Genomic DNA, 22,344 nt, shown 5'->3' with positions numbered 1-22,344 from the left:
CGGGCTTGCTCGCGAAGGCGGTGTATCAGCCAACGAATCAATTGACTGACACACCGCCTTCGCGAGCAAGCCCGCTCCCACATGTTTGATCTTCATTTTTTCAGCGAGATTGAGGGTTATTTCTTGGCGATAATCACCGCCCGCATCGGCGCCGGCAGCCCTTCAATCGTCTTGCTGTGATCCTCAGGGTCGAGGAAGTCACTCAGGGATTGATACTTCATCCACTCGGTCCCGCGTTGTTCCTCGACCGTGGTCACGCTGACATCCACGCAACGCACCTCACTGAACCCGGCACGCCGCAGCCACAGCATCAACGCCGGCACCGAAGGCAGGAACCACACATTGCGCATCTGTGCGTAACGGTCTTCCGGCACCAGCACCTGCTGTTGATCACCCTCGATCACCAAGGTCTCCAGCACCAGTTCGCCGCCCTTGACCAGGCAATCCTTGAGTGCCATCAAGTGCTCGATCGGCGAGCGGCGGTGGTAGAACACGCCCATGGAGAACACGGTGTCGAAACCTTCCATGTTCGGCGGCAGGTCTTCGAACGGGAACGGCAGGTGCCAGGCGTTGGGAGCCGACAGGTAGCGCTGCACCGCCTGGAACTGGCAGAAGAACAGCCAGTTCGGGTCCACGCCAATCACGCTGTCGGCACCGGCGCCGAGCATGCGCCACATGTAGTAGCCGTTGCCACAGCCCACATCGAGGATGCGCTTGCCGGTAAGGTTCAGGTGCGGCGCGACCCGCGACCATTTCCAGTCCGAGCGCCATTCGGTGTCCACATGCACCCCGAACAGGTCGAACGGCCCTTTGCGCCACGGGCTCAGGCCCATCAGCGCGGCATGCATCTGTGTGCGGGTGGCGTCATCGCAATCGGTGTCGAGGATCAGGCCGTTCAGCAGATCGATTTTGCTGGGCAGGATCTTGGGCAGGGCATCCAGTGCGCTTTGCCAGCGCGCCAGGTCGCCATGGCCCTTTTCCATTTTTGCATCGAGTTGTGCTTGCAGGCCTTGGGCCCAGACGGCCAGGGGAGTGCCGACCAGATGGCGGGCGAGGGGAGACAGATCAATCATGGCAAGGCAATCAACGAGGCAAAGTTAAGACACTGGAACCACGGCACGACTTTCGAGAACCCGGCCGCCAACAGGCGTTCGCGGTGTTCTTCGAGGCTGTCGGGCTTCATGACATTTTCGATGGCGCTGCGCTTCTGGGCGATTTCCAGTTCGCTGTAGCCGTTGGCGCGCTTGAACGCCACATGCAGGTCGGTGAGCAGTGCATGTTCTTGGGGATCATTGAAGCGCAGTTTTTCCGAGAGAATCAGCGCGCCACCGGGCAGCAGCGCCTGGCGGATCCGCCCAAGCAGCGCCAGGCGCTCCTCGGGGGCGATAAATTGCAGGGTGAAGTTCAGCGCCACCACCGAGGCCGGCTGGAACTGCAGGGCGAGAATATCGCCGTCGATCACCTCTACCGGCAGCAGCTCCTGGAACATGGAGTCCTGGCCGTTAAGGTATTCGCGGCAGCGCTCGACCATCGCCGCCGAGTTATCCACAGCGATCACCCGGCAACCGTCGGTGCGCACGTGGCGGCGCAGGGCCTGGGTCACCGCGCCGAGGGACGAGCCCAGGTCATACAGCACGCTATTGGGCTGGGCAAACTGCGCGGCGAGCACACCGAGGTTCTCGACAATGGTCGGGTAGCCCGGCACCGAGCGCTTGATCATGTCCGGGAACACCCGCACCACGTCCTCGTTAAAGGCGAAGTCCGGCACCTGGGGCAAGGGCTGGGCGAATAGGCGATCGGGTTCTTTGCTCACGGCTGTTCCGGCGACGAAGGGGAAAAGGCCGGCATTTTAGCCAACTTGCTCCTTGGATGCGCGGGTTGTCTGATGGAACGCCGACGCGGTGATACCCCACTGGCCCAACCAATACGTAATGATCAACAGATACGGCGCGGCATCGAAGGTCAGCACAAAGCGATTGATGCCGATCAGTGTGTCGGAAAACACAAACAGCGCCGCGCCAATGGCCGCCAACTGCGCCGAGCGCTTGGGCACATCGCTGCCCAGGCGAGCCAGTGCACGCCAGAGCATGGCGCTGATCACCAGCGCATACACCACCACCGGAATCAGCAAGTCGCCCAGACCGTGGGAAATCAGGATGCTCAACAAGATCGCCCCAACCCCCAGCGCCAAGGCCAACGGCAACAGCGCTGGGCGGCGGCAGTCGCTGAAGTAGGCCTTGAGGTACGCCAGGTGCGCGAACAAAAACGCGCCCAGGCCAAAGATAAACAGATCGCCCGGCCAGGCCAGCAACACATCGCCGACCAGGGAGAAGATCAACCCCAGGCTGATCCAGCGTCGATAGTCGCTGGGCGGCGCGTCATGCAGCCATCCCAACATCGCCAGCACCGGCAGCGGCTTGACCAGCAGGCAAAGTAACGTGGCGTGCGTGCTCAAACCGTAGATAAAGGTACCCGCACCCATCAACGCAAGAATCATCCATGGCATATCAGTTCACCGTAATGGCGCAGTCAAAGGTATCCACCGGATTCACTTCCGGGGCCCAGGGTTGTTGGGAGGTCAGGCGCAGGCGGCCGCTACCGGCGGTAAAGGCCTGGAAGCGCCAGGTCGATTGCCCCGCGGCACCGACCACACCGGCATCCTCGGGATTGCTGTAGACCTCGGGGCCGAGGCTGCGCAGCACGCCGCCGGCCGAATCCTGGATCGCCCAGCGATAACCGGTGGTGGGGTTGCTCGGTAAGGTCAGGGTCAGGTTTTGCCCGGCCTTGAGCTTGAGCGGGCAGGCGCTCTGTTTTTCGACGGTGACGTTTTGCTTAGGTGCACTGGCGCAAGCCGCGAGGAGGGCGAGGTTTAGCGCAAGAAGCAGGCGGGCAGCGGTCATGAAGGCTCCGTTTATTGGCGACGAAGGGCGAGCATAACCGAAGATGAGACAAGGTGTTACAGCAGGAGATTTATGTTGGCCGTGCTGGCCCTATCGCGGGCAAGCCCGCTCCTACAGTTGGAATGCGTACCCTGTAGGAGCGGGCTTGCCCGCGATGAGGCCAGTGCAGGCGCTATATTTCTATCAGAACAACACTTTCGCCACATCCGCAAACCGCTTGGCAAAGTGCACCGTCATGCCCTCTTTCAGATAGTCCGGCAACTCCTCGAAGCTGCCACGGTTCGGCTCTGGCAGGATCAACTCGTGAATCTTCTGGCGCCGCGCCGCAATCACCTTCTCACGCACGCCGCCAATCGGCAGTACATGCCCGGTCAGGGTCAGTTCGCCAGTCATGGCCACGCCTTTTTTCGGCGGCTGGTTACGTGCCAGCGACAGCAACGCACTGGCCATGGTCACCCCGGCACTCGGGCCGTCTTTGGGCGTGGCGCCTTCCGGTACGTGCAGGTGCACGAAGGCTTCGTCGAAGAACTTCGGATCACCGCCAAACGACTTCAGGTTGGAGCTGATGTAGCTGTAGGCGATTTCGGCGGATTCCTTCATCACCTCACCCAACTGCCCGGTGAGCTTGAAGCCACGGTTGAGCGTGTGGATGCGCGTCGCCTCGATCGGCAAGGTCGCGCCGCCCATGCTGGTCCAGGCCAGTCCGGTGATCACACCGGTACCGGACAGCACTTGCTCATTGCGGAACACTGGAATGCCCAGGGAGCTTTCCAGGTCCTTGTTGCCGATCTTGATTACCGAATCCGGCTCATCCAGCAGCTTGACCACCGCCTTGCGCACCAGTTTGCCCAGTTGTTTCTCCAACTGACGCACCCCGGCTTCGCGGGCATAGCCGTCGATCAGGGCACGCAGGGCGCCGTCGGTGATGCTCAGGCTGGTCTTGGCCACGCCGGCCTTTTCCAGTTGTTTTGGCCACAGGTGACGCTTGGCGATGGCGACTTTTTCTTCGGTGATATAGCCCGACAGGCGAATCACTTCCATGCGGTCCAGCAACGGGCCCGGGATCGAATCCAGGGTGTTGGCGGTACACACGAACAGCACTTTGGACAAGTCCAGGCGCAGATCCAGGTAGTGGTCGAGGAATTCGACGTTCTGTTCCGGATCGAGGGTTTCCAGCAACGCCGACGCCGGGTCGCCCTGGAAGCTCTGGCCCATCTTGTCGATCTCGTCGAGCATGATCACCGGGTTCATCACTTCGACATCCTTGAGCGCCTGCACCAGCTTGCCCGGCAGGGCACCGATGTAGGTGCGGCGATGGCCCTTGATCTCGGCCTCGTCGCGCATGCCGCCGACGCTGAAGCGGTAGAACGGCCGCCCCAGGGACTCGGCAATGGATTTGCCGACGCTGGTCTTGCCCACGCCCGGCGGGCCCACCAGCAGCACGATGGAACCGGCGACTTCGCCTTTATAGGCACCGACGGCGAGGAACTCGAGGATGCGGCTCTTGATGTCATCCAGGCCCGCATGGTGTTTATCCAGGACTTTGCGCGCGTGCTTGAGGTCGAGTTTGTCCTCGCCATACACGCCCCACGGCACCGAGGTGGCCCAGTCCAGGTAGTTACGCGTCACCGCGTATTCCGGCGAGCCGGTCTCGAGGATCGACAGCTTGTTGAGTTCTTCATCGATGCGTTTCTGCGCCTGGGCCGGCAACACCTTGCCTTCCAGGCGTTGCTCGAACTGCTCGACGTCAGCGCTGCGATCGTCCTTGGTCAGCCCCAGCTCCTGCTGGATCACCTTGAGCTGTTCCTTGAGGAAGAACTCGCGCTGGTGCTCGCCGATCTTGCGGTTTACCTCGGCGGAAATTTCCTTTTGCAGGCGCGCGACTTCAACCTCTTTGCGCAGCATCGGCAGCACTTTTTCCATGCGCTTGAGCATCGGCACGCAGTCCAGCACTTCCTGCAACTCGTTACCGGTGGCCGAAGTCAGCGCGGCGGCGAAGTCAGTCAGGGGCGACGGATCGTTGGGGCTGAAGCGGTTGAGGTAGTTCTTCAACTCTTCGCTGTACAGCGGGTTGAGCGGCAGCAGTTCCTTGATCGCATTGATCAGCGCCATGCCGTAGGCCTTGACCTCATCGGTCGGCTCGCTGGGCTGGTGCGGGTATTCGACTTCCACCAGGTACGGTGGGCGGTGGTGCTTGAGCCAGGTCTTGATGCGCACACGGGTCAGGCCCTGGGCGACAAATTGCAGCTTGCCGTTCTCGCGGCTGGCGTGATGCACCTTGACCAGGGTGCCGTACAGCGGCAGGGCGGAGGTGTCGAAATGCCGTGGGTCTTCGGGCGGGGTGTCCATGAAGAACAGGGCCAGGGAGTGATGGTCGGATTTGCTCACCAGCTCCAGGGTCTCGGCCCAGGGCTCTTCATTGACGATCACCGGCAACACTTGCGCCGGGAAGAACGGGCGGTTGTGGATCGGGATGATATAGACCTTGTCCGGCAGGTTCTGCCCAGGCAGGGCCAGGCCGGTGTTGGACGACGCAGTTTCGGCGTTTTCGGGGTCGGCGTAGTCGTTGAGGTCGATATCGGGGAATTCTTGCTGGTCGCTCATGGGGCACCTGCATGGTGAAGTATGGAGGTTAGATGGGGCAGGTCAGTGGTGGTTTCAATGGCGGCGCGTGGTTAGCAACAAATTGCATGACATTTTCGAATTTCACTGCACTAGCCCCTTGGGAGCGGGCAAGTTGAATTGGCGCGCCGCACCGACACCAAACAAGGGGCGTTTTGCGGCCAATCCGGACCTTTTAGACGGTGATCTGTCGTCAAAATAATGTCGGCCAATCTCCCGTGTTTATTAGGTTTACTTCTGCCCGGCGGGGACTAATCTGGGTTTTCCGAATGTCCTGAAAAAAGGGACGTTTATTTGACACCGGGTCTGCAGTCGTGAGGGATGCTTATGACAAAAGGGCGCTTGAGCTGGGGCGCGGGCACGCTGACAGGAGGCAAACGGATGAAGTGGCGTCACGCCTTCCAGACCCGTCTGGCGGGGGTGTTGGCGTTACTGCTGCTGGTCGTGGTGGGCGCGGTGTATTTCGCCGTCCAGGGCGCTACCTCCCGCGCAGTGGAAAACCAGGCCCTAGTGCAATTGGAGACCGGCAGTCGAGTGTTCGAGCGCTTGCTGGACTTGCGTGGCCGCCGCCTGGAATACGGGCTGGACTGGCTCACGGTGGACGAGCAGTTTCGCCGCGCGGTTGCCGCAGGCCAGCCGGCACAGATTCTCGCGGCCCTGCAGCGCCATGGCGCGGGGATCCGCAGCAGCGAGGTGTTTGTGCTGGGGCTCGATGGGCAGGTGATCGTCAGTACCCTCGATGGGGTGCCCGCCCAACAAGCCTTTCCCTATGCTCAAGCGTTGCGCCATGCCCGGCGCAATACCTTGCAAATTCTCATCGTCGCCCTGGCCGGCCGCCCTTTCTTGTTGGTCCAGGAAGATGTCCTCGACCCGCTGCCCATCGCCCGGGTGGTCATGGGGTTCGCCATGGATGAGGTATTCGCCGCCGAATTACGCTCCCTGAGCAATCTGGAAGTGTCGTTCATGAGCGTGGACAACGGCCAGCCAGGTGCCTTGGTCAGCACCCAGCCCGCGGCCGACCGCCCGGCCATCATCCAGGTGCTGCTGGACTCGGGCACCAACGAATTGGCGCAGATGAGCGAATTGCGCGGCCAGCGTTTTCTCAGCCAGGTGCTGGCCCTGGCCAACACCGGCGATGGCGGGCAAGTCATGGCTTTGCTGCAAAGCCCGCTGGACCATGCCCTGCAATCCTTCGCGCCGCTGGACCGGCAATTTCTCGGGATTGCCCTGGCGGCCTTGATGGTTTCTCTGGCGGGTGCACTGTTGATGGCGCGCCGCGTATCGCGCCCGCTGGATGCCCTGGTGCAGGCGGCCGAGCGCATCGGCGCCGGTGATTACCGCACACCCGTTGCGGTGCGTGGCAAGGATGAGTTCGGCCTGCTGGCCCGTGGCTTCAATGCGATGCAGAGCGGCATTGCCGTGCGTGAACGGCAACTGGCCCATAACGCCTTGCACGATGCCCTGACGGGGCTACCCAACCGCGCCCTGGCCATGGAGCGCCTGGGCAGTGCGATCAGTGCGCGGCGGCCGGTGGTGTTGCTGTACCTGGGGATTGAAAACTACCGGGTGATCAACGAAGGCTTCGGTCCCCAGGGCGTCGAGGAAATGCTGCGTGAAGCCAGCCGCTGCCTGCTATCGAGCCTGGCGGCGGGGGATTCGGCGGCGCGCATTACCGGCAGCGAATTCCTCGTGTTGCTGGAAAACACCAAGCTCGACAGCGCCGTGGCCCGCGCCGACCGCCTCTACAGCCTACTCACCGAGCCACAGCGGGTCGGCGGCGATGAGCTGCGCCACGAAGTGAGCATGGGCATTGCCGCCTACCCCGAAGATGGCCTGCAGGTTGAAGAACTGATCAGCCGCGCCGCCATTGCCCGCCACGATGCCGCCGCGCTGCCCGGCTACTTGCAGATCTATCAACAGGACCGTGACCTTGCCCATCAACGCCAGATCAGCCTGATCCGCGACCTGCGGCGTGCCGCCATCGAAGACGAATTGTTCCTGTGTTATCAGCCCAAGCTCGACCTGCGCCACGGCTACGTGCGCCAGGCCGAAGCGCTGTTGCGCTGGGAGCACCCGACCCTGGGCCTGGTGTCCCCCGCCGAATTCATCCCCTTGGCCGAACGCTCCGGCAGCATGGCCAGCCTGACTCACTGGGTGATTGAAGAAGCCATCCGCCAGTTGGCAGAGTGGAGCGTGCGCGGGCTGGAGGTGCAACTGTCGGTGAACATCTCGGTAGACGACCTGGGCGACGAAGGGCTGGCGCCGCGCGTGACTGAGCTGCTGGAATTGCACGGGGTGTTGGCTGGGCAATTGATTTTCGAGATTACCGAAAGCGCGATCATGCACAACCCGGAACAGGCCTTGCGCATCCTCGAGCAACTGCGCGGCTGTGGCATCAGCCTGTCGGTGGACGATTTCGGCACGGGCTATTCGTCCCTGGCCCAATTGCAGCGCCTGCCGGTGCAGGAACTGAAGATCGACCAGTCCTTCGTGCGCAACCTCGACAGCACCAGCGGCGACGCGGTGATCGTGCGTTCGACCATCGAGATGAGCCACAACCTGGGGCTCAAGGTCGTGGCCGAAGGGGTGGAGTTCGAGCCGAGCCTGAGGCTGCTTAAACAATGGAATTGCGACACGGCCCAGGGCTACCTGATCAGCCGGCCACTGAATGCCATGGCCTTTGAGATATGGATGCGCCGCGACCGCAGTACCGTTTGAAATGTGTGGGTTTGTGTGGGAGTTGGCTTGCGTGCGGTAGACATAGCTATCCACACAACTTAAAACCAAGCAGACAGGGCTGTTGTGGCGAGCGGGCTTGTCGGAACGCCGCATCGCCCGCGCTGGGCTGCGAAGCGGCCCCAGTAAGTCGAATGCGGTGTATCAGATGTACCGCAGCGGCTGGTTTGGGGCTGCTTCGCAGCCCAGCGCGGGCGATGCGGCGTTCCGACAAGCCCGCTCGCCACAGGAGAATTCGTCAGTTTCTGAAAGTTGTGTGGATAACTATGTCTACCGCACGCAAGCCAGCTCCCACAGTTGGGTTGTATTGCAAATAAAAAGCCCCGGAATTCCGGGGCTTTTTTGTTGCTGGCCGGTTTAGTCGGCCAGTTTGAACGCCATCACATAGTCACCCTGCTTGGTCCCCAGGGAACCATGACCGCCCGCCACGACCAGCACGTACTGCTTGCCGTCCTTGCCGGTGTAGGTCATCGGGGTGGTTTGCGCGCCTGCAGGCAGGCGGCCTTCCCACAGCTGTTTGCCGTTTTTCACGTCATAGGCACGCAGGTACTGGTCGAGGGTGCCGCTGAGGAAGGACACGCCACCGGCAGTGGTGAAGGTCCCGCCCAGGCTTGGCACGCCCATGCTCAGCGGGATGGGAACCGGCGAGCTGTCGCGCACGGTGCCGTTCTTGTGCATCCAGATGGTCTTGTTGTTGGTCAAGTCCACGGCTGCCACATAACCCCAGGCCGGAGCCTGGCACGGCAGGCCCATGGGCGAGAGCATCGCTTCCAGGACCACGCCATAAGGGGTGCCTTTGTTCGGCTGAACGCCTTCGGTCTCGCTGACACGCGGGCCCATGGCGGCGATTTTCTCGGCCGGGATCATGGTCGATTTGAACGCCATGTAGCTTGGGTTGACGAACGCGATCTGGCGCACCGGGTCAACCGAGATGCCGCCCCAGTCGAACACGCCGAAGTTGCCTGGGTAGACAATCGAGCCTTGCAGCGATGGCGGGGTGAACGGGCCGTCGTAGCGCAGGGACTTGAAGTCGATCCGGCACAGCAGTTGGTCGAACGGGGTCACACCCCACATGTCACGTTCCTTGAGGGGCGGTGGCATGAAGTTGAGGTCGGACTTGGGCTGGGTTGGCGAGGTGTGATCGCCCGCGACCGCGCCTTGCGGCACAGGGATCTCATTGATCGGCACCACTGGCTCGCCGGTCGCACGGTCCAGCACGTAGATGCTGCCTTGCTTGGTCGAGGTCATCACGGCTTGCTTCACGCCGGCAGCGGTTTTGATGTCGATCAGGCTCGGCTGGCCGCCCACGTCCATGTCCCACAGGTCATGGTGGGTGAACTGGTAGTGCCAGCGCACTTTACCGGTGTCGATATCCAGCGCGGTCAGGCCGGCAGCGTGCAGCTCCGACGCAGGCGTGCGGTAGCCACCGAACTGGTCCGGGGTCTGGTTGCCCATCGGCAGGTAGAGCATGCCGAGTTTTTCATCGACGGCGAACATCGACCACATGTTGGGGGAGTTGCGGGTGTAGGTCTTGCCCTCGGCAATCGGCGTGGTGTCGTCCGGGTTGCCGCTGTCCCAGTTCCACACCAGCTTGCCGGTGTGCACGTCGAACGCGCGGATCACGCCGCTCGGTTCGTCGGTGGAGACGTTATCGGTGACGTGACCGCCAATCACCACCAGGTTCTTGGTGACGGCAGGCGGCGAGGTGGAGTAGTAGCCACCTGGGGCGAAGGTGCCGATGTTGGCGCCCAGGTCGACCTGGCCTTTGTCGCCGAAGTCTTCGCACATCTTGCCGGTGTCGGCGTTCAGTGCGATCAGGCGGGTGTCGGCGGTCGGCAGGAAGATCCGGCGCGGGCAGGCATTGGCGGCTGGCGCGGCGGCGTCAGTGGCCGGGCTTTGCTCGGTGGCGGCATAGGCGGCGTCGTCGTGATAGGTCACGCCACGGCAGGTCATGTGGGCCCAACCCTTGAAGTTCGCGGCTTTTTGCGTCGAGAGCTTAGGGTCGAAACGCCAGATTTCCTTGCCGGTATCCGGGTCAAGGGCAATCACCTGGCTGTGCGGCGTGCACACGTAGAGCATGCCGTTGACTTTCAGCGGGGTGTTTTCCGCGGTGGTTTCACCGGGATCGCCCGGGCCAGGCAGGTCGCCGGTGCGATAGGTCCAGGCGGGTACCAGCTTGTGGGCATTTTCCGGGGTGATCTGCGCCAATGGCGAGTAACGATCACCGAAGGCCGAACGGCCATAGGAGTTCCAGTCGCCATCGGCCTGGGCCGGCGCGGCATTGGTCATGCCCGGTACCGCATCGCGGTCCAGTTGGCCCTTGATTTCACCGGGGTTGGTGAACTGGCTGGCCACGGCGGTTGCACCGGCCAGCACCACGGCCACGCTCAGCGCGGCGGTGCCCAGCGGGGCAGGTTGACCGCGCAACAGGGGGCGGCGGAACCACGGCAGCAGCATGACGACGCCCAGGCCGAACAGCAGGGCCAGGCGCGGCACCAACTGCCACCAGTCCAGGCCAACTTCCCACAGGGCCCACACGGTACTGGCGAACAGCACCAGCGCGTACAGGCCCAGCGCCGCACGGCGGGTGGCCAGCAGCAGGACGCCGGTCAGGGTGATGCCGATACCGGCCAGCAGGTAGTACAGCGACCCGCCGAGCATGCTCAGCTTGATGCCCCCGGCCAACAAGGCCAGGCCCATAATCAGCAGCAAGATCCCCAGCAGCCTGGGCAGCAGGCGGCTTGGACTTGAAGCACCATCAGTGCTCATAGTGTGATTCTCCGTGACGTTTAAAGTAGTCCCGCGCTTGTTCACTGTAGATGACGTTTGCACGCGGGCTTGGTTCAGGGCTAATTGCGTTTATTGCGATTCAGAAGGACGCTTGCAGCTTGATCCCGCCGACCAGCGCGTCATCCACCTGGGCGACGGCCCCTGGATGACGGATGTATTGCAGGTTCGGGCGCACCGTCAGCCAGTTGCTGACGTGCACGCCGTAATACAGTTCGGCGCTGTATTCGGTGTCTTGCACCGGCAGGTAGGCGGCGTCGTCAAAGTCGTAGACCGCGCGGGACTGGTTACTGGCCTGGGCGTTCTTGCGATACGCCGGGTTGACGTGGACGCGGGCCACGGCAAAGCCGATATCGTCCTTGGCGCGGGCATCGAAGGGACCTTTGTAAACCACCCCGGCCTGGACATAGTTATCCACAGCGTTGGTTTTTTTATCGTGCATCGTCGCGTTGGCGAACACGCTCAAGCCACGGCTGTTGTCGCTGGCCAGGCTCGTGACCTGCTGCTGCACGCCCAACCACACACCGTGCTTGCTGGAGGCGCTGCGATAGGCCTCGCCACTGACGGCGGCGGGCTGGTCGTTGCGGTCCTTGTACACATCGCTGGCCTTGGCGCTACTGTAGTAATAGCCAGCGCGGTATTCGCCTGGCAGGCCGTTGAGCTTGGGCGTCCACACCAGCTCCACCGGCAGCAGGGCGCCTTGGGTGCCGCTGCCGCTGAGCTTGAAGCCATTGCCGCGATCGAGGTTGGACGGGTTCTGTTCATAGGCGCCGATCTGCGCGTACAGCTCGGGCGTCAGGTGGTATTTGACCCGCAGTGCCCACTGGCTGACGGGCCAGTTGTACCAGATGCCGCCGACCCAGTTGCCCACCTGGGAGCCACAGAACGCCAAGTTCTGGAAGTCGCAGGGGAAGCTGTTGAAGTCCTCGCCTTCGCCAAAACGCCCGGCCTTGATATCCAGCTTCTGGTCGAAGAATTTCTGCTGGTACCACATCTGCGTCAGGCGCCAGGTCTGGCCACGGCCCCAGACTTCCTGGGACGAGGTAAAGCCACCGACCCGTGGGTCGTTGATGCGGTCGTTGCTGATGTTATTGCCACTGCGCTCGGTGATCGTCAGTTGGAACTCGGCGTCATGCCAGCCAAGGATCTTCTGCAAGTCCAGGTGACTGCCGAAGGCCCATTGATCGCTGTAGCGCGCAGTGCGGTCGTGGTTCGAGCCGCCGTGCAGGTTGCTGCCCATCTCGCCGGTGTAGTCGATCTTGAAGTCGTAGCCTTGTTCAGACAGCGCTGTCCGGGAACCGCCGAAATCGCCCAGCATCCACGGCGACTCGCGGTCAAAGGCAGGGGCGGCCTGGGCACAGGTGATCAGGCACAAAGGCAGCAGCGCAGCGCACAGGCGCAGTGTTGGGAAAGCAGGCATAGGCAAGGGCAGGTCTTAATAGTTTTTGGTTTTAGTACGCAAACGGCGACCGGCGGGGTGCCAGCGCGTCAGGTTTGAGCGGCAGATGAAACGTTTCAGGTTGTTGCCGACAAGGATAAAGCGCCGGCTCGGGGAGAGAAAGCGCTAATCGCAAGATGGATTCTTTCGGATTTGGTAACAGTGCGACGCAATACCGCATATCTCATGTGTGAGCGGGCTTGCTCGCGAAAGCGCTGGGTCAGTCACTCTATTTGGCGACTGACCCACCGCTTTCGCGAGCAAGCCCGCTCCCACAGGGTTAATCAGTGTCTGTTAGAAGGTCGTGCGCAAGCCCACCTGCACACTACGCCCTGGCGCCGGCGCAATATCGCGCAGGATCGAGCTGGCATAACGCACGGTCTGGTTGGTCAGGTTCTCGCCATTGACGAACGCCAGCCATTGGCTGCCACCCAGGTTGAAGCGATACCCGGCGCTGGCGCCCAAGGTGGTGTAGCCGTCGGTCCCGCTTTCGTTGCGGGGCACACGGCCCTGGCCGGCGGCATGCTCGACATCAATGCGCGCCTGCCAGCGGTCCAGTTCCCACAACAAACCACTGTTCAAACGCAGTGGGGCGATACGCGGCAAGGCTTCGCCGGTGTCCAGGTTGGTGGCGCGGGTGTAGTCGCCCGACAGTTCCAGGGCGAACTTGCCGTAGGCCCCTTCGCTGAGTTTCCAGTGATCCTGGGCTTCGAAGCCGACGAAACGTGCGCGCACGCCCGAGTAGGTGTACTCCGGGATGCCGTCGGCGTCTTCTTCGCCCTCGTCATTCAAGGTGCGACCGCTGTTCAGCAGGCCGATGTAGTTGGAGAAGTGGCTGTAGAACACGCCAAAACTGCCCTTGTGGGTGCCATTGTCAAAGCGCAGGGCCAGGTCGCTGGCTACGGCTTTTTCTTTCGACAGCTTGGCGTCGCCTACTTCATAGGTGCCGGTGGCGACGTGGGCGCCGTTGGCATACAGCTCGTAGAAAGTCGGCGCGCGCTCGGTGTAGCCCAGGGTCGCGGCCAGCGACCAGATGGGCGTCAGCGTATACACCGCACCCGACGACAGGCTGCCGGCGGTGAAGCTGCTGGAGCGGTTGGCATTGGCGAAACGCTCGTTGCCTTTGCCGTCCGGGTCGACGGTGGTGTGTTCCAGGCGCCCGCCCAGGCTCAGTTTCAGGCGCTCGGTGGCCTGCATTTCTTCGAGGATAAATAGCGCGCCGGCATTGGTCTCGGTCTGCGGTACGAACGCTTCCTCGCCCAAGGCGGAGAATTCGCTGCGGCTGACTTGGGCGCCGACGATGCCATCGAAAGGCCCCAGTGGCTGGTGGCGCGCTTCGATGCGGGCTTCATAGCCCTTGTTCTTGAAGGTGCCGCCGGTTTCGCCGCCTTCGATTTCGCGGTGTTCGTAATCGGTGTAGCCAGCGTCGAGTTTGACCGAGGTAAACGGGCCTTGCAGGTTGCGAATCTCTGATGCGAAGGCGTAATGCTCCTGCTGCATGCGGATGCGTACATCCTGTTCGGCGGGGGAGCCGTAGTTGCTGTCGGAGTTGCTGTAGGACAGGCCGGCATAACCGTCGTCCCAGGTGTAGGAACCGCCCACCGCGCCGCCGTCCTGGCGTCCGTCGCTGTTGCCCAGGCGGCCGTTTTTGCCGGGGCCGTTTTCGCTTTGGGGGGCGTGGCGGCTGCGGGCGTAACCGGGGATTTTCAGGTCGTTGAATTCCCGCGCGCTGGCATCCAGGTGCAGGGCGAAGGTGCCGTTGCCGGCTTCCAGTTTGCCGGCGCTGCTGCGGGTGGTGTCGGCGCCGCCGTAGCGCAGTTCGCCCGCGCCGTGGATGCCTTCGATGGCTTCGGTGGGGATGCGATTGTCGAAGGTGTTGACCACACCGCCGATGGCGCTGCCGCCGTAGAGCAGGGCCGCCGGGCCACGCACGATTTCGATGCGCTCGACGTTGACCGGGTCCAGCGGCACCGCATGGTCATAGGACAGCGACGAGGCGTCCAGCGCGCCGACGCCATTGCGCAGGATACGGATGCGGTCGCCATCCTGGCCACGGATGATCGGGCGGCTGGCGCCAGGGCCGAAGTACGACGACGACACCCCTGGCTGCTTGTTCAGGGTTTCGCCCAGGCTGCCTTTTTGTTGCAGGGTCAGGTCATCGCCTTCCAGCACCGTCGTGGGCGAGGCCAGTTGCTGGCTGCCCAAGGGGTTGCCGGTGATGACTTGGGGTTGCAGTTCCAGGGCGTGGGCATGGGAGCCGATCAACAGGGCAGCGGCCAGCGGGGTCAGGCGCCAGAGAGGGGAGAGGGGCATCGGGGGTTCCTTGGCAGAGCAGAGAGGGTCAGAAAATAATAGTTACAATATAACATCTCTTTTTTATCAGGAAAGCGGAACTTTTTATAAGTCCCTGTAGGAGCGAGCTTGCTCGCGAAAAACTTCAGGCCGCCGCGTTAAACCTGATGCCCCGCTTCAGCGTTGACGATTTTCGCGAGCAAGCTCGCTCCTACAGGGGGGCGGGGGTGGGGCTACAATCAAGGTCGTGCTTCCACCGGCCTGGCACCTCGGCTAAGGTGCGCGGCTTCTTCTTCAATTCTTGGCAAAGGCCCGGCATGACCGCATCGAACAACAACCCACTGCACGGCGTTACCCTCGAACAGGTGCTCACCGCGCTGGTCGCGCACTACGAATGGCAAGGCCTTGCCGAGCGCATCGACATTCGTTGCTTCAAGAACGACCCGAGCATCAAGTCGAGCCTGACGTTCTTGCGCAAGACGCCGTGGGCGCGGGAAAAGGTCGAGGGGTTGTACGTCAAGTTGATGCGCACCAAACGCCCACTGGAATGAGGGCGTATGTGGCAGGGGCCGCGCTGGCTGGTTGGGCCGGGCTGGGGATTCAGCAGTACCTGATTGTCTATTCGCGCTGGATGGCCGATGCCAGCCTGTTGGGCGGCTTGGTGACCTTCTTCAGCTTCTTTACGGTGCTGACCAACACCCTGGCGGCGGTGGTGTTGAGTTATGCCCTGGTGAATCGTCCTTCGGCCGCCCGCCGGTTTTTCCTGCGCCCGGCGGTCAGCAGCGGCATTGCGGTGAGCATGGTCGTGGTGGGCCTGGCGTATAGCTTGCTGCTGCGGCATTTGTGGAGCCCCGAGGGCTGGCAGTTTATTGCTGACGAACTGCTCCACGATGTGATGCCGTTGCTGTTCCTGGGCTACTGGTGGTTCTGTGTACCCAAGGGCACGTTGCGCCTCAAGCACATCGGCTACTGGGTGATTTACCCGTGGGTGTACTTCGCTTATGTGCTGCTGCGCGGGCATGAGCTGGGGCAGTACCAGTACCCGTTCATTGATGTGGGGACGCTGGGTTATCCACAGGTGTTCATGAATGCCGGGGGGATACTGTTGGGGTTTGTGTTGGTGGCATTGGCGCTGGTGGGTCTGGACAAGGTCCTGAAGCCGGCAGCGTAGTTAAAAAACAGACGAACTCCCCTGTGGCAAGCCCGCTCGCCACAACAAGCCCGCTCGCCACAACAAGCAGGCTCGCCACAGCAGGCCCCTTCGTCACGGCCAGCCACGCAAGTTTTACTCTTCGCTGCTGCCGTCGGCACGCCAGTAACCCACGGCCTTGACGAACTCATCATTGAGCTTGTGCTCATCCAGCAGCACCCTGCGTACCTGGCGCGACAGTTTGGTCTCGGTGGCGACCCAGGCATACAACGAGCCTTTCGGCACCTGCAGTTCGCGCACTGTAGCGAGTAACTCATCCTGGCCACGCACCACCCAGATCACCTGCACATCGGCTGCGCTGTCGAGTGCCTGCTGTTCATGGGCGTCGGCAATCTCAATCACCGCCAGCACCTTGCGCCCGGGCGGCAGTTCTTCCAGGCGGCGGGCAATGGCCGGGATGGCGGTTTCGTCGCCGATCAGCAGGTAGCTGTCGAACATATCCGGCACGATCATCGACCCGCGGGGGCCGGCAATGTGCAGGTGTTGGCCGGGCTTGGCCTGTTCGGCCCAGGTGGAGGCGGGGCCGTCGCCGTGCAGTACGAAGTCGATGTCTAATTCACCGCGACTCAAGTCAATGCGGCGCGGGGTGTAGTCGCGCATCGCCGGCTGTGGCCCCTCGCCCTTGACACTGAATGTCGGGCTTTCCAGTGCCGCCTGCTCGGCAGCGTTCTGCGCGAACAGCAGCTTGATATGGTCATCGCTGCCCAGGCTGACAAAACCGGCCAACTGCTCGCCACCCAGGGTGATACGGCGCATGCGCGGGGTGATGTCGACCACGCGCAGCACCTCCAGGCGCCGGCGTTTGATCTCGTGGCTCACGCGGTGAATGCCAGGCGTACTCATACGTTTTTCCCCTGTACAGGTGGGACGGCGGGGCCATCCACAATGGCTTGGGCGGTGCTGTTGAGCAGCGCCGCGACCCGGGTGATTTCTTCCGGGCTCCAGCGCCCGTGGTGCAACTGCAAGGCATGGCGCAGGTTGTGCACCGCCTCGTGGATTTGCGGCGGCCGGTCGTGGCCGCGCAGTGAGCGTTTGCTGACATCAATGCGCATGCGCACACCGTCCAGCGCAATGGCTTGCTCACTTAAGTACAGACGTCCGGCGTCGGTGATTGTGTAGCGTTTTTTTCCACCTTCGGCGTCGCCGGTGATCAATTCGCTTTCTTCAAGGAAGGTCAAGGTGGGGTAGATCACCCCAGGGCTGGGGCTGTAGGCGCCGTCGAACAGGCCTTCGATCTGGCGGATCAGGTCGTAGCCGTGGCACGGCTGTTCGGCGATCAGTGCCGGTAACAGCAGTTTCAGATCGCCAGGGGCGAATACCCGGGGGCCACGGCCACCGCGTTCGCGGCCAGGGCGTTTCTCGAAGCCGTCGCGGTCGTCACCGGGTTCACGGTGGGAATGAGGGTCTCTCATTGTCATGCTCTCTGTGTGTGTTTTAGACATAACTTAAGATATATCTTAAGTCTCGGCCAGAGGTAGGCGACCAACGGTCAGACGAGGATTCAGTGCCGCTCTCAAATTTTTGATTAAGACTCACGCGGTGGAAATTTATAACTAGTATTAGAGTGAAAACTCAAATTCCACTTGTCTTTTAAGTGCCTGGGACTAGTTTGTTTTGTGGTATTGTTCTTACGGACTTTTCATGCGCTTGGCTTCTTGGTAGTTCATGTAGTCCATATCTTACGGACACTCATAAAGTTTTGGCAAAAAGCCATATTTTTCCTTAGATACCAGTATCCATTGGCTACAGTTGCGTGGGAACTGGCTTGCATACCTGTTTTGTTAGTTGCTGGACAATTCGTCTCGTGTTGCGCTGGCTTTAACTTTTAGTGCGACGGATCTCATTGCGTGTTGAATCTTATTTTCAACTTTCAGTGGGTCACTAACTTGTCCGAGAAAACAGGAAACCACCATGTTCAAGAAGTTCGCAATTGCTGCCCCTCTGGCCCTTCTGGCGCTGAACTCGTCGATGGCCTTCGCTGCTGGCGAAGCCAACCACACCGTCAACATCAAGGCGAATATCCCGACAACCGTGTTCCACGCACAGCCACGCGACCCTAACTTCGGTCGCGATGAAAGCATGAGCTACAACCTCGTCAGTGGTGAGCTGGCCCCGCTGACCGCCATCTACGACGTGAAAAACACCAACGGCTCAGTCCACGCCTACATCGAAGGTGGCCCGGCGGTCCTGTTCAACGGTAACACCGCGCAGAACATCGCGCTGACCACCACCTTTCACGGTGTTGAACTGACCGGCACACCAAAAGAAGTAGTGACTGAGGCCGATTCCACCCCGGGTGTGGCTGCTGAACTGCGCATTGCCGCGGCCAAGCCTTCGGCCACCCAGCGTGGTGCCTACACCTCCGCCGTGGCGCTGGTGTTCGACGCAGTGCTGCCAACCCCAGCACCTTGATGGTGTAGATGCCCGCCGGGCGTTCACGTCCGTGGGCATTTGCGTTCGGGCCGGCCGACTCTTTCCCCATTTGGCCGGCCCGCGTTTTCACCTTGTTTTCTGGCCCTCAGAGTATTCCTTCCATGTTCCCGATGACGCCCATCGCGGTTGCGCTTGCGCTGGTGATTTGTACGAGTGTCTTGGCCGCACCCACGCCAGGTACCGTCACGCCTGCCAGCCTGCTGACCCAGGCCCAGGGCTTGCCTGCCGGGTTCAGCGACCATTTTTTCGACGTGCCGTTGGCGGTACAGGCTGAACTGGATCAGCAACCGCTGGGTGAGGCCCTGATTTCCTTGTCCAAGGACGAGACGGTGACGCTGCTGGAGTTCACCGACACCGGCGACAGCAAAGTCCCCGCGGCCACCCGCGACACCTGGCAAGCGATATTGGAGGGCGGCGTGCCCCTCGGCGCGTGTAGCCAGTCCTGCCCGCAGCAATTGGTGTCCGTGCACTACAACCTGGAAAGCTCGCTGCTGTCGATCATCACCCAGAATGTCGAACGCACCAGCGATGCCCCGCGTTTTCACCAGCAGCCCGAAGGCGGCAGCCGTGGCCTGATCATCAACAACCAGCTCAACCTCAACGGCGGCCAGGACGAAGACCTGGGCGGGCGTTATGGGTTGCAGGCCAGTGCCAGCCTGGGCAATTGGACCCAGGTGTTCAATTTGCAGCTGGCGCGCCAGAGCGGCGACGAAGAACAACTGCGCCATGCGATCCACGAGCTGTATACCCAGCGTGAACTGGAAGGCCAGTTCCTGCGCCTAGGCCATTTCACCCCCAATTCCGACGGCCTGACCCGCCAGTTGCGCAGCTTTGGCGCCAGCCCCGATACGGCGCTGGGCGTCATGTACGGCAGCTCTGACAGTCTGGCCATCAACAATTCCAAAGCCAGTGTTTACCCGATCTACGTCACCGCCAATCGCCAGGCCGCCGTGGAGATCTACCGCAATGGCCTGCTGATCAACACCCAAGCCGTCGCGGCGGGGTTGCAGACACTGGACACGCGGCCCTTGCCCGGTGGCATCTATGAAGTGGAAGTGCGCCTGGTCGAAGACGGCCTGACCGTCAGCACCACCCAGGAGCTGGTGTACAAGCCCAGCAACTGGCGCAACGTCGATGACCGCTGGCGCTACAACCTGTTTGCCGGGCGCGAAACCAAGTTGTTCAGCAACTGGGATGAACAGGCCTCCGGCGCGATCACCGCCGGCGCTTCCGTGAACTACCTGGTCCACCCACGGGTGATTCTCGGCCTGTCGGCGCGGGAAGTGCGCGAGCAACTGCAATACGGCGGTTCGGTGGACTGGACGGTGGCCAACAACACCAGCCTCTACACCAACGTCTACCAGACCCGCGAACACGGTACCGGCATGGACGTGCAGGGCCTCTACACCTTTGGCGCGACCAACCTGGTGCTCAGTCATAACCGCAGCTGGCTCGATACCCGCGACACCTATGAAACCCTGCCCGACGGCACCCGCCTGCGGCGCAATACCTTTGTCGGCCAGACCAGTAATTCGGCGCTATCGGTCAACCATCGGGTTAACGCAAAAAACTCCTGGAACCTGCGCCTGTCCCACAGCGAAGGCAACACCGAAGGGGCCGGGCTGGACGTGGGCTGGAGCCGCCGCGATACCTTCTGGGGCAGCGACGCCAACTGGCGGTTCTCGGTGTTCGACCGGCCGGCGACTTCCGGCACCGGCGACAAGCGCAACCGTGGCGTGGACCTGTCCGTGAGCCTGGCCCTGGGCGGCGATGGCCGGCAGATCTCCGGCAGCATCGGCACCCGCACCGACCGCGACGGCGGCCGTGACAACAATGCCTCGGTCACCTACCGCCAGGACCTCACCGACCACCTGCTGCAAAGCGTTTCGGCCACGGCGATCACCGACACCTACGGCGTCGGCCTGTCGGGCATGGCCAGCTTTGACAGCGACGTCGTCAGCGGTGACGGCTTCATCCAGCGCAGCTCATTCAATGGCGACTTCAGCGGTGGCCTGAACCTGCACAGCACCTTCGTTGCCGGTGGCGACCAGATGCTGATGACCAGCCAGTACCAGAGCAATGGCGCGGGCATGATCGTCGACGTCGAAACCGATCTGGATGAGATCAGCCTGCGTGCCGACGACTTCAGCGGTGGCGGCGCGATCCTGCGTCCCGGGCGCAACTTCGTCCCGGTGGCGGCCTACAAGAGCAGCACGGTGAACTTCGACTTTGAAGGCAACCACCCACCGGCGGCCAATATCCAACCGGGGCGGACCACCTACCACCTGAACAAGGGCGGGGTGGACTACCGGAAAATCACCGTCATGAAAACCGTGTCGGTGCTCGGGCGCCTGCTCGATGCCCAGGGCCAGCCGCTCAGGGGCCATCACGTCATCAACCACGCCAGCCGTGGGGTCAGCGAGGCCGACGGGTTCTTCTCCATGGAAATGAGCGCCAGCTCGCCGACCCTCGAAGTGCGCTACCGCAACCAGTTGCTGTGCCAGTTCCGTCTGGACCCGGCCACCGCCGCCAATGAACACGACGTGTTGATGATCGGTGACCTGCGTTGCACGCCGGACACCTTGGCTGAAAACACTTTCCAGACCGAGACCGCTGGTTAAGGACGTCTTATGAAAAAGCAGTTTGAGCGAAATGTATTTGGCCTTTTGTTAGCGGGGTTACTGGGGGCGTTGTCTGCTGAACCTGCGAGCGCGATCAGCCAAAACATTACCGCCGTCTTCCGACCTGATCCGGCAAACCCGATGAAAAACGAGTTTGTGAACACGACGCCAGTGACGGGTATTTGCGCTGGGCACATGCCTGCACGATGCAAACAGATGGGGATTTTCACGATCCGCATTGATGACTCGTTTCGAGCGGACGCTATTGCGCCCATTGAGGCCTATCACGAAGACCCACGCAAAGGCGCCATGTGGCAAGTGCCTTCGCAGTGGCGCGATGTTCCGGTGACCCATACGCGCACCGGTGAAGTCGAGACAGTGCAGGTGCGGATCGCCGGAATCGGGCACCGTTGGGATATTCGGCCAAATACCAGCGCGTGGGCACGGCCAGGTGTTTCCTGGCAGGGACAGTGGCTGAGCGCGCCCGCGCCTTGCCAGAGTACGGGGTTCCTTACCGGGCATTCGACGTTAGCTTTGTTCTTCTGGTTGGTACCGGAAAATGCGGGTGTATGCAGTCGTTTTCCCGGAACCAGCATCACCTTTTTTCAATATCGCACGCTCGAATTCGCCTATGCGCTCAAGACCCCGAACCCGCTGGGCATGTCATCGGGTGAGTACACGGGCAGCCTGACTTACACCATGGGGCCAGGACTGGACTTTGACTTCGGCGACGTAGTCATTCCGAATGACTCGCAACTGACGCTGAATTTTAATCTGTCGGTGGAGCACGACCTCAAAGTCGATCTCCCACCCGGCGGCGACCGCATCGAACTGATCCCCGAGGGTGGCTGGCAAGCCTGGCTCAACCGTGGCCGTGCGCCGACGCGCCTGTACCGCGACCAGACCTTCCGCATCGCCGCCAGTTCGCGTTTCAAGATGCAGTTGGAGTGCTCGATCGTCATGGGCAATACCTGTGGCTTGCGCAACGCCAATGGCGATGAGGTGCCGCTGCAGATTGCCGTGACCCTGCCCAGTGGCATCGATGGCAGCGGTAGCCAGGCTGTGTTCAAGCGTCCGTTGCGCCTGGATGGTAACGGCACCGAATTGTTCCAGCCGCTGTTCTACGTCAACGACCGTCCCGGCACCTTGCACTTTGAAGTGCTGCGCGACGACATGGCCGACATGCTCAACCAGCCGGGCAGCACCTATTCGGGCGTGGTAACGGTGATCTGGGATTCAGATATCTAACCTGCCGCAGCACGGCGGGCCGGGCCCGCCGCATTCAATCAATGAGGCGTAGTCAAC

16 protein-coding genes are annotated in these 22,344 nt (G+C 61.8%); 6 read left to right on the top strand and 10 right to left on the bottom strand.

What is annotated here, in order from left to right; translation table 11 throughout:
- Positions 1-116: 116 nt before the first annotated feature.
- The 5 genes from cmoB to lon form a co-directional block, all read right to left on the bottom strand.
- Positions 117-1,073 carry a tRNA 5-methoxyuridine(34)/uridine 5-oxyacetic acid(34) synthase CmoB gene (cmoB, locus tag JTY93_RS21385; RefSeq protein ID WP_205478980.1) on the bottom strand — a complete coding sequence of 319 codons (957 nt, stop codon included), beginning with the start codon at positions 1,071-1,073 and terminating at the stop codon, positions 117-119.
- The gene (gene cmoA / locus JTY93_RS21380) at positions 1,070-1,813 is read right to left on the bottom strand and encodes a carboxy-S-adenosyl-L-methionine synthase CmoA (RefSeq protein ID WP_029297461.1); all 744 of its coding nucleotides are present in this window, start codon (positions 1,811-1,813) and stop codon (positions 1,070-1,072) included. Before cmoA ends, cmoB begins: the two co-directional genes overlap by 4 nt.
- Positions 1,814-1,849: 36 nt before the next feature.
- Positions 1,850-2,506 (bottom strand): lysoplasmalogenase, encoded by a 657-nt coding sequence (locus JTY93_RS21375; protein ID WP_205478982.1) that lies wholly within the window; start codon positions 2,504-2,506, stop codon positions 1,850-1,852.
- A 1-nt stretch (position 2,507) separates the two neighbouring features.
- Positions 2,508-2,900, bottom strand: coding sequence for a protease inhibitor I42 family protein (locus JTY93_RS21370; protein WP_205478984.1), 393 nt, complete (start codon positions 2,898-2,900; stop codon positions 2,508-2,510).
- Positions 2,901-3,083: 183 nt separating this feature from the next.
- A complete protein-coding gene (gene lon, locus JTY93_RS21365) occupies positions 3,084-5,504 on the bottom strand; it encodes an endopeptidase La (RefSeq protein ID WP_240344581.1) in 2,421 nt (806 codons plus the stop codon).
- A 399-nt stretch (positions 5,505-5,903) separates the two neighbouring features.
- Here lon and JTY93_RS21360 point away from each other — a divergent pair, with 399 nt between their 5' ends.
- The gene (locus JTY93_RS21360) at positions 5,904-8,240 is read left to right on the top strand and encodes a putative bifunctional diguanylate cyclase/phosphodiesterase (RefSeq protein WP_205478994.1); all 2,337 of its coding nucleotides are present in this window, start codon (positions 5,904-5,906) and stop codon (positions 8,238-8,240) included.
- Positions 8,241-8,615: 375 nt separating this feature from the next.
- On the opposite strand, the gene JTY93_RS21355 is transcribed toward JTY93_RS21360, so the two are convergent.
- From JTY93_RS21355 to JTY93_RS21345, 3 genes are all read right to left on the bottom strand, one after another.
- Positions 8,616-11,027: a glucose/quinate/shikimate family membrane-bound PQQ-dependent dehydrogenase gene (locus JTY93_RS21355; RefSeq protein WP_205478996.1), complete on the bottom strand. Its 2,412-nt coding sequence runs from the start codon at positions 11,025-11,027 to the stop codon at positions 8,616-8,618.
- 100 nt (positions 11,028-11,127) lie between these two features.
- Entirely contained in the window at positions 11,128-12,465 is a 1,338-nt protein-coding gene (locus JTY93_RS21350; protein ID WP_205479000.1) for a carbohydrate porin, read from the bottom strand.
- 312 nt (positions 12,466-12,777) lie between these two features.
- Positions 12,778-14,796 carry a TonB-dependent receptor gene (locus tag JTY93_RS21345; RefSeq protein ID WP_205518908.1) on the bottom strand — a complete coding sequence of 673 codons (2,019 nt, stop codon included), beginning with the start codon at positions 14,794-14,796 and terminating at the stop codon, positions 12,778-12,780.
- 296 nt (positions 14,797-15,092) lie between these two features.
- On the opposite strand from JTY93_RS21345, the gene JTY93_RS21340 reads away from it, so the two are divergent.
- Positions 15,093-15,326, top strand: a complete 234-nt coding sequence (locus tag JTY93_RS21340; RefSeq protein ID WP_169994039.1) for a VF530 family protein — start codon at positions 15,093-15,095, stop codon at positions 15,324-15,326.
- Entirely contained in the window at positions 15,323-15,946 is a 624-nt protein-coding gene (locus tag JTY93_RS21335) for a Pr6Pr family membrane protein (protein WP_205480368.1), read from the top strand. The genes JTY93_RS21340 and JTY93_RS21335 overlap by 4 nt, the downstream gene beginning before the upstream one ends.
- Before the next feature lie 114 nt (positions 15,947-16,060).
- On the opposite strand, the gene JTY93_RS21330 is transcribed toward JTY93_RS21335, so the two are convergent.
- Positions 16,061-16,828 carry a siderophore-interacting protein gene (locus tag JTY93_RS21330; protein WP_169994033.1) on the bottom strand — a complete coding sequence of 256 codons (768 nt, stop codon included), beginning with the start codon at positions 16,826-16,828 and terminating at the stop codon, positions 16,061-16,063.
- Positions 16,825-17,397, bottom strand: a complete 573-nt coding sequence (locus JTY93_RS21325; protein WP_169994030.1) for a PadR family transcriptional regulator — start codon at positions 17,395-17,397, stop codon at positions 16,825-16,827. The genes JTY93_RS21330 and JTY93_RS21325 overlap by 4 nt, the downstream gene beginning before the upstream one ends.
- 499 nt (positions 17,398-17,896) lie before the next feature.
- Here JTY93_RS21325 and JTY93_RS21320 point away from each other — a divergent pair, with 499 nt between their 5' ends.
- From JTY93_RS21320 to JTY93_RS21310, 3 genes are all read left to right on the top strand, one after another.
- Complete coding sequence (locus JTY93_RS21320; protein WP_205480366.1) at positions 17,897-18,397, top strand: CS1 type fimbrial major subunit; 501 nt, start codon at positions 17,897-17,899, stop codon at positions 18,395-18,397.
- Between the two features lie 122 nt (positions 18,398-18,519).
- Positions 18,520-21,039: a TcfC E-set like domain-containing protein gene (locus JTY93_RS21315; RefSeq protein ID WP_205480364.1), complete on the top strand. Its 2,520-nt coding sequence runs from the start codon at positions 18,520-18,522 to the stop codon at positions 21,037-21,039.
- A gap of 216 nt (positions 21,040-21,255) precedes the next feature.
- The gene (locus JTY93_RS21310) at positions 21,256-22,287 is read left to right on the top strand and encodes a hypothetical protein (RefSeq protein WP_311136235.1); all 1,032 of its coding nucleotides are present in this window, start codon (positions 21,256-21,258) and stop codon (positions 22,285-22,287) included.
- The last annotated feature ends 57 nt before the right edge of the window (positions 22,288-22,344 follow it).

The organism is Pseudomonas hygromyciniae, from assembly GCF_016925675.1.
Lineage (GTDB): Bacteria > Pseudomonadota > Gammaproteobacteria > Pseudomonadales > Pseudomonadaceae > Aquipseudomonas > Aquipseudomonas hygromyciniae.
This window is presented reverse-complemented; position numbering and strand designations above follow the sequence as displayed.

Coding starts and splice junctions, on each gene's coding strand:
- cmoB (WP_205478980.1), bottom strand. CDS start 1,073: ATGATTGATCTGTCTCCCCTCGCCCGCCATCTGGTCGGCACTCCCCTG.
- JTY93_RS21325 (WP_169994030.1), bottom strand. CDS start 17,397: ATGAGAGACCCTCATTCCCACCGTGAACCCGGTGACGACCGCGACGGC.
- JTY93_RS21345 (WP_205518908.1), bottom strand. CDS start 14,796: ATGCCCCTCTCCCCTCTCTGGCGCCTGACCCCGCTGGCCGCTGCCCTG.
- JTY93_RS21360 (WP_205478994.1), top strand. CDS start 5,904: ATGAAGTGGCGTCACGCCTTCCAGACCCGTCTGGCGGGGGTGTTGGCG.
- JTY93_RS21310 (WP_311136235.1), top strand. CDS start 21,256: ATGGGGATTTTCACGATCCGCATTGATGACTCGTTTCGAGCGGACGCT.
- JTY93_RS21330 (WP_169994033.1), bottom strand. CDS start 16,828: ATGAGTACGCCTGGCATTCACCGCGTGAGCCACGAGATCAAACGCCGG.
- JTY93_RS21335 (WP_205480368.1), top strand. CDS start 15,323: ATGAGGGCGTATGTGGCAGGGGCCGCGCTGGCTGGTTGGGCCGGGCTG.
- JTY93_RS21315 (WP_205480364.1), top strand. CDS start 18,520: ATGTTCCCGATGACGCCCATCGCGGTTGCGCTTGCGCTGGTGATTTGT.
- JTY93_RS21370 (WP_205478984.1), bottom strand. CDS start 2,900: ATGACCGCTGCCCGCCTGCTTCTTGCGCTAAACCTCGCCCTCCTCGCG.
- JTY93_RS21355 (WP_205478996.1), bottom strand. CDS start 11,027: ATGAGCACTGATGGTGCTTCAAGTCCAAGCCGCCTGCTGCCCAGGCTG.
- JTY93_RS21350 (WP_205479000.1), bottom strand. CDS start 12,465: ATGCCTGCTTTCCCAACACTGCGCCTGTGCGCTGCGCTGCTGCCTTTG.
- JTY93_RS21375 (WP_205478982.1), bottom strand. CDS start 2,506: ATGCCATGGATGATTCTTGCGTTGATGGGTGCGGGTACCTTTATCTAC.
- JTY93_RS21340 (WP_169994039.1), top strand. CDS start 15,093: ATGACCGCATCGAACAACAACCCACTGCACGGCGTTACCCTCGAACAG.
- lon (WP_240344581.1), bottom strand. CDS start 5,504: ATGAGCGACCAGCAAGAATTCCCCGATATCGACCTCAACGACTACGCC.
- JTY93_RS21320 (WP_205480366.1), top strand. CDS start 17,897: ATGTTCAAGAAGTTCGCAATTGCTGCCCCTCTGGCCCTTCTGGCGCTG.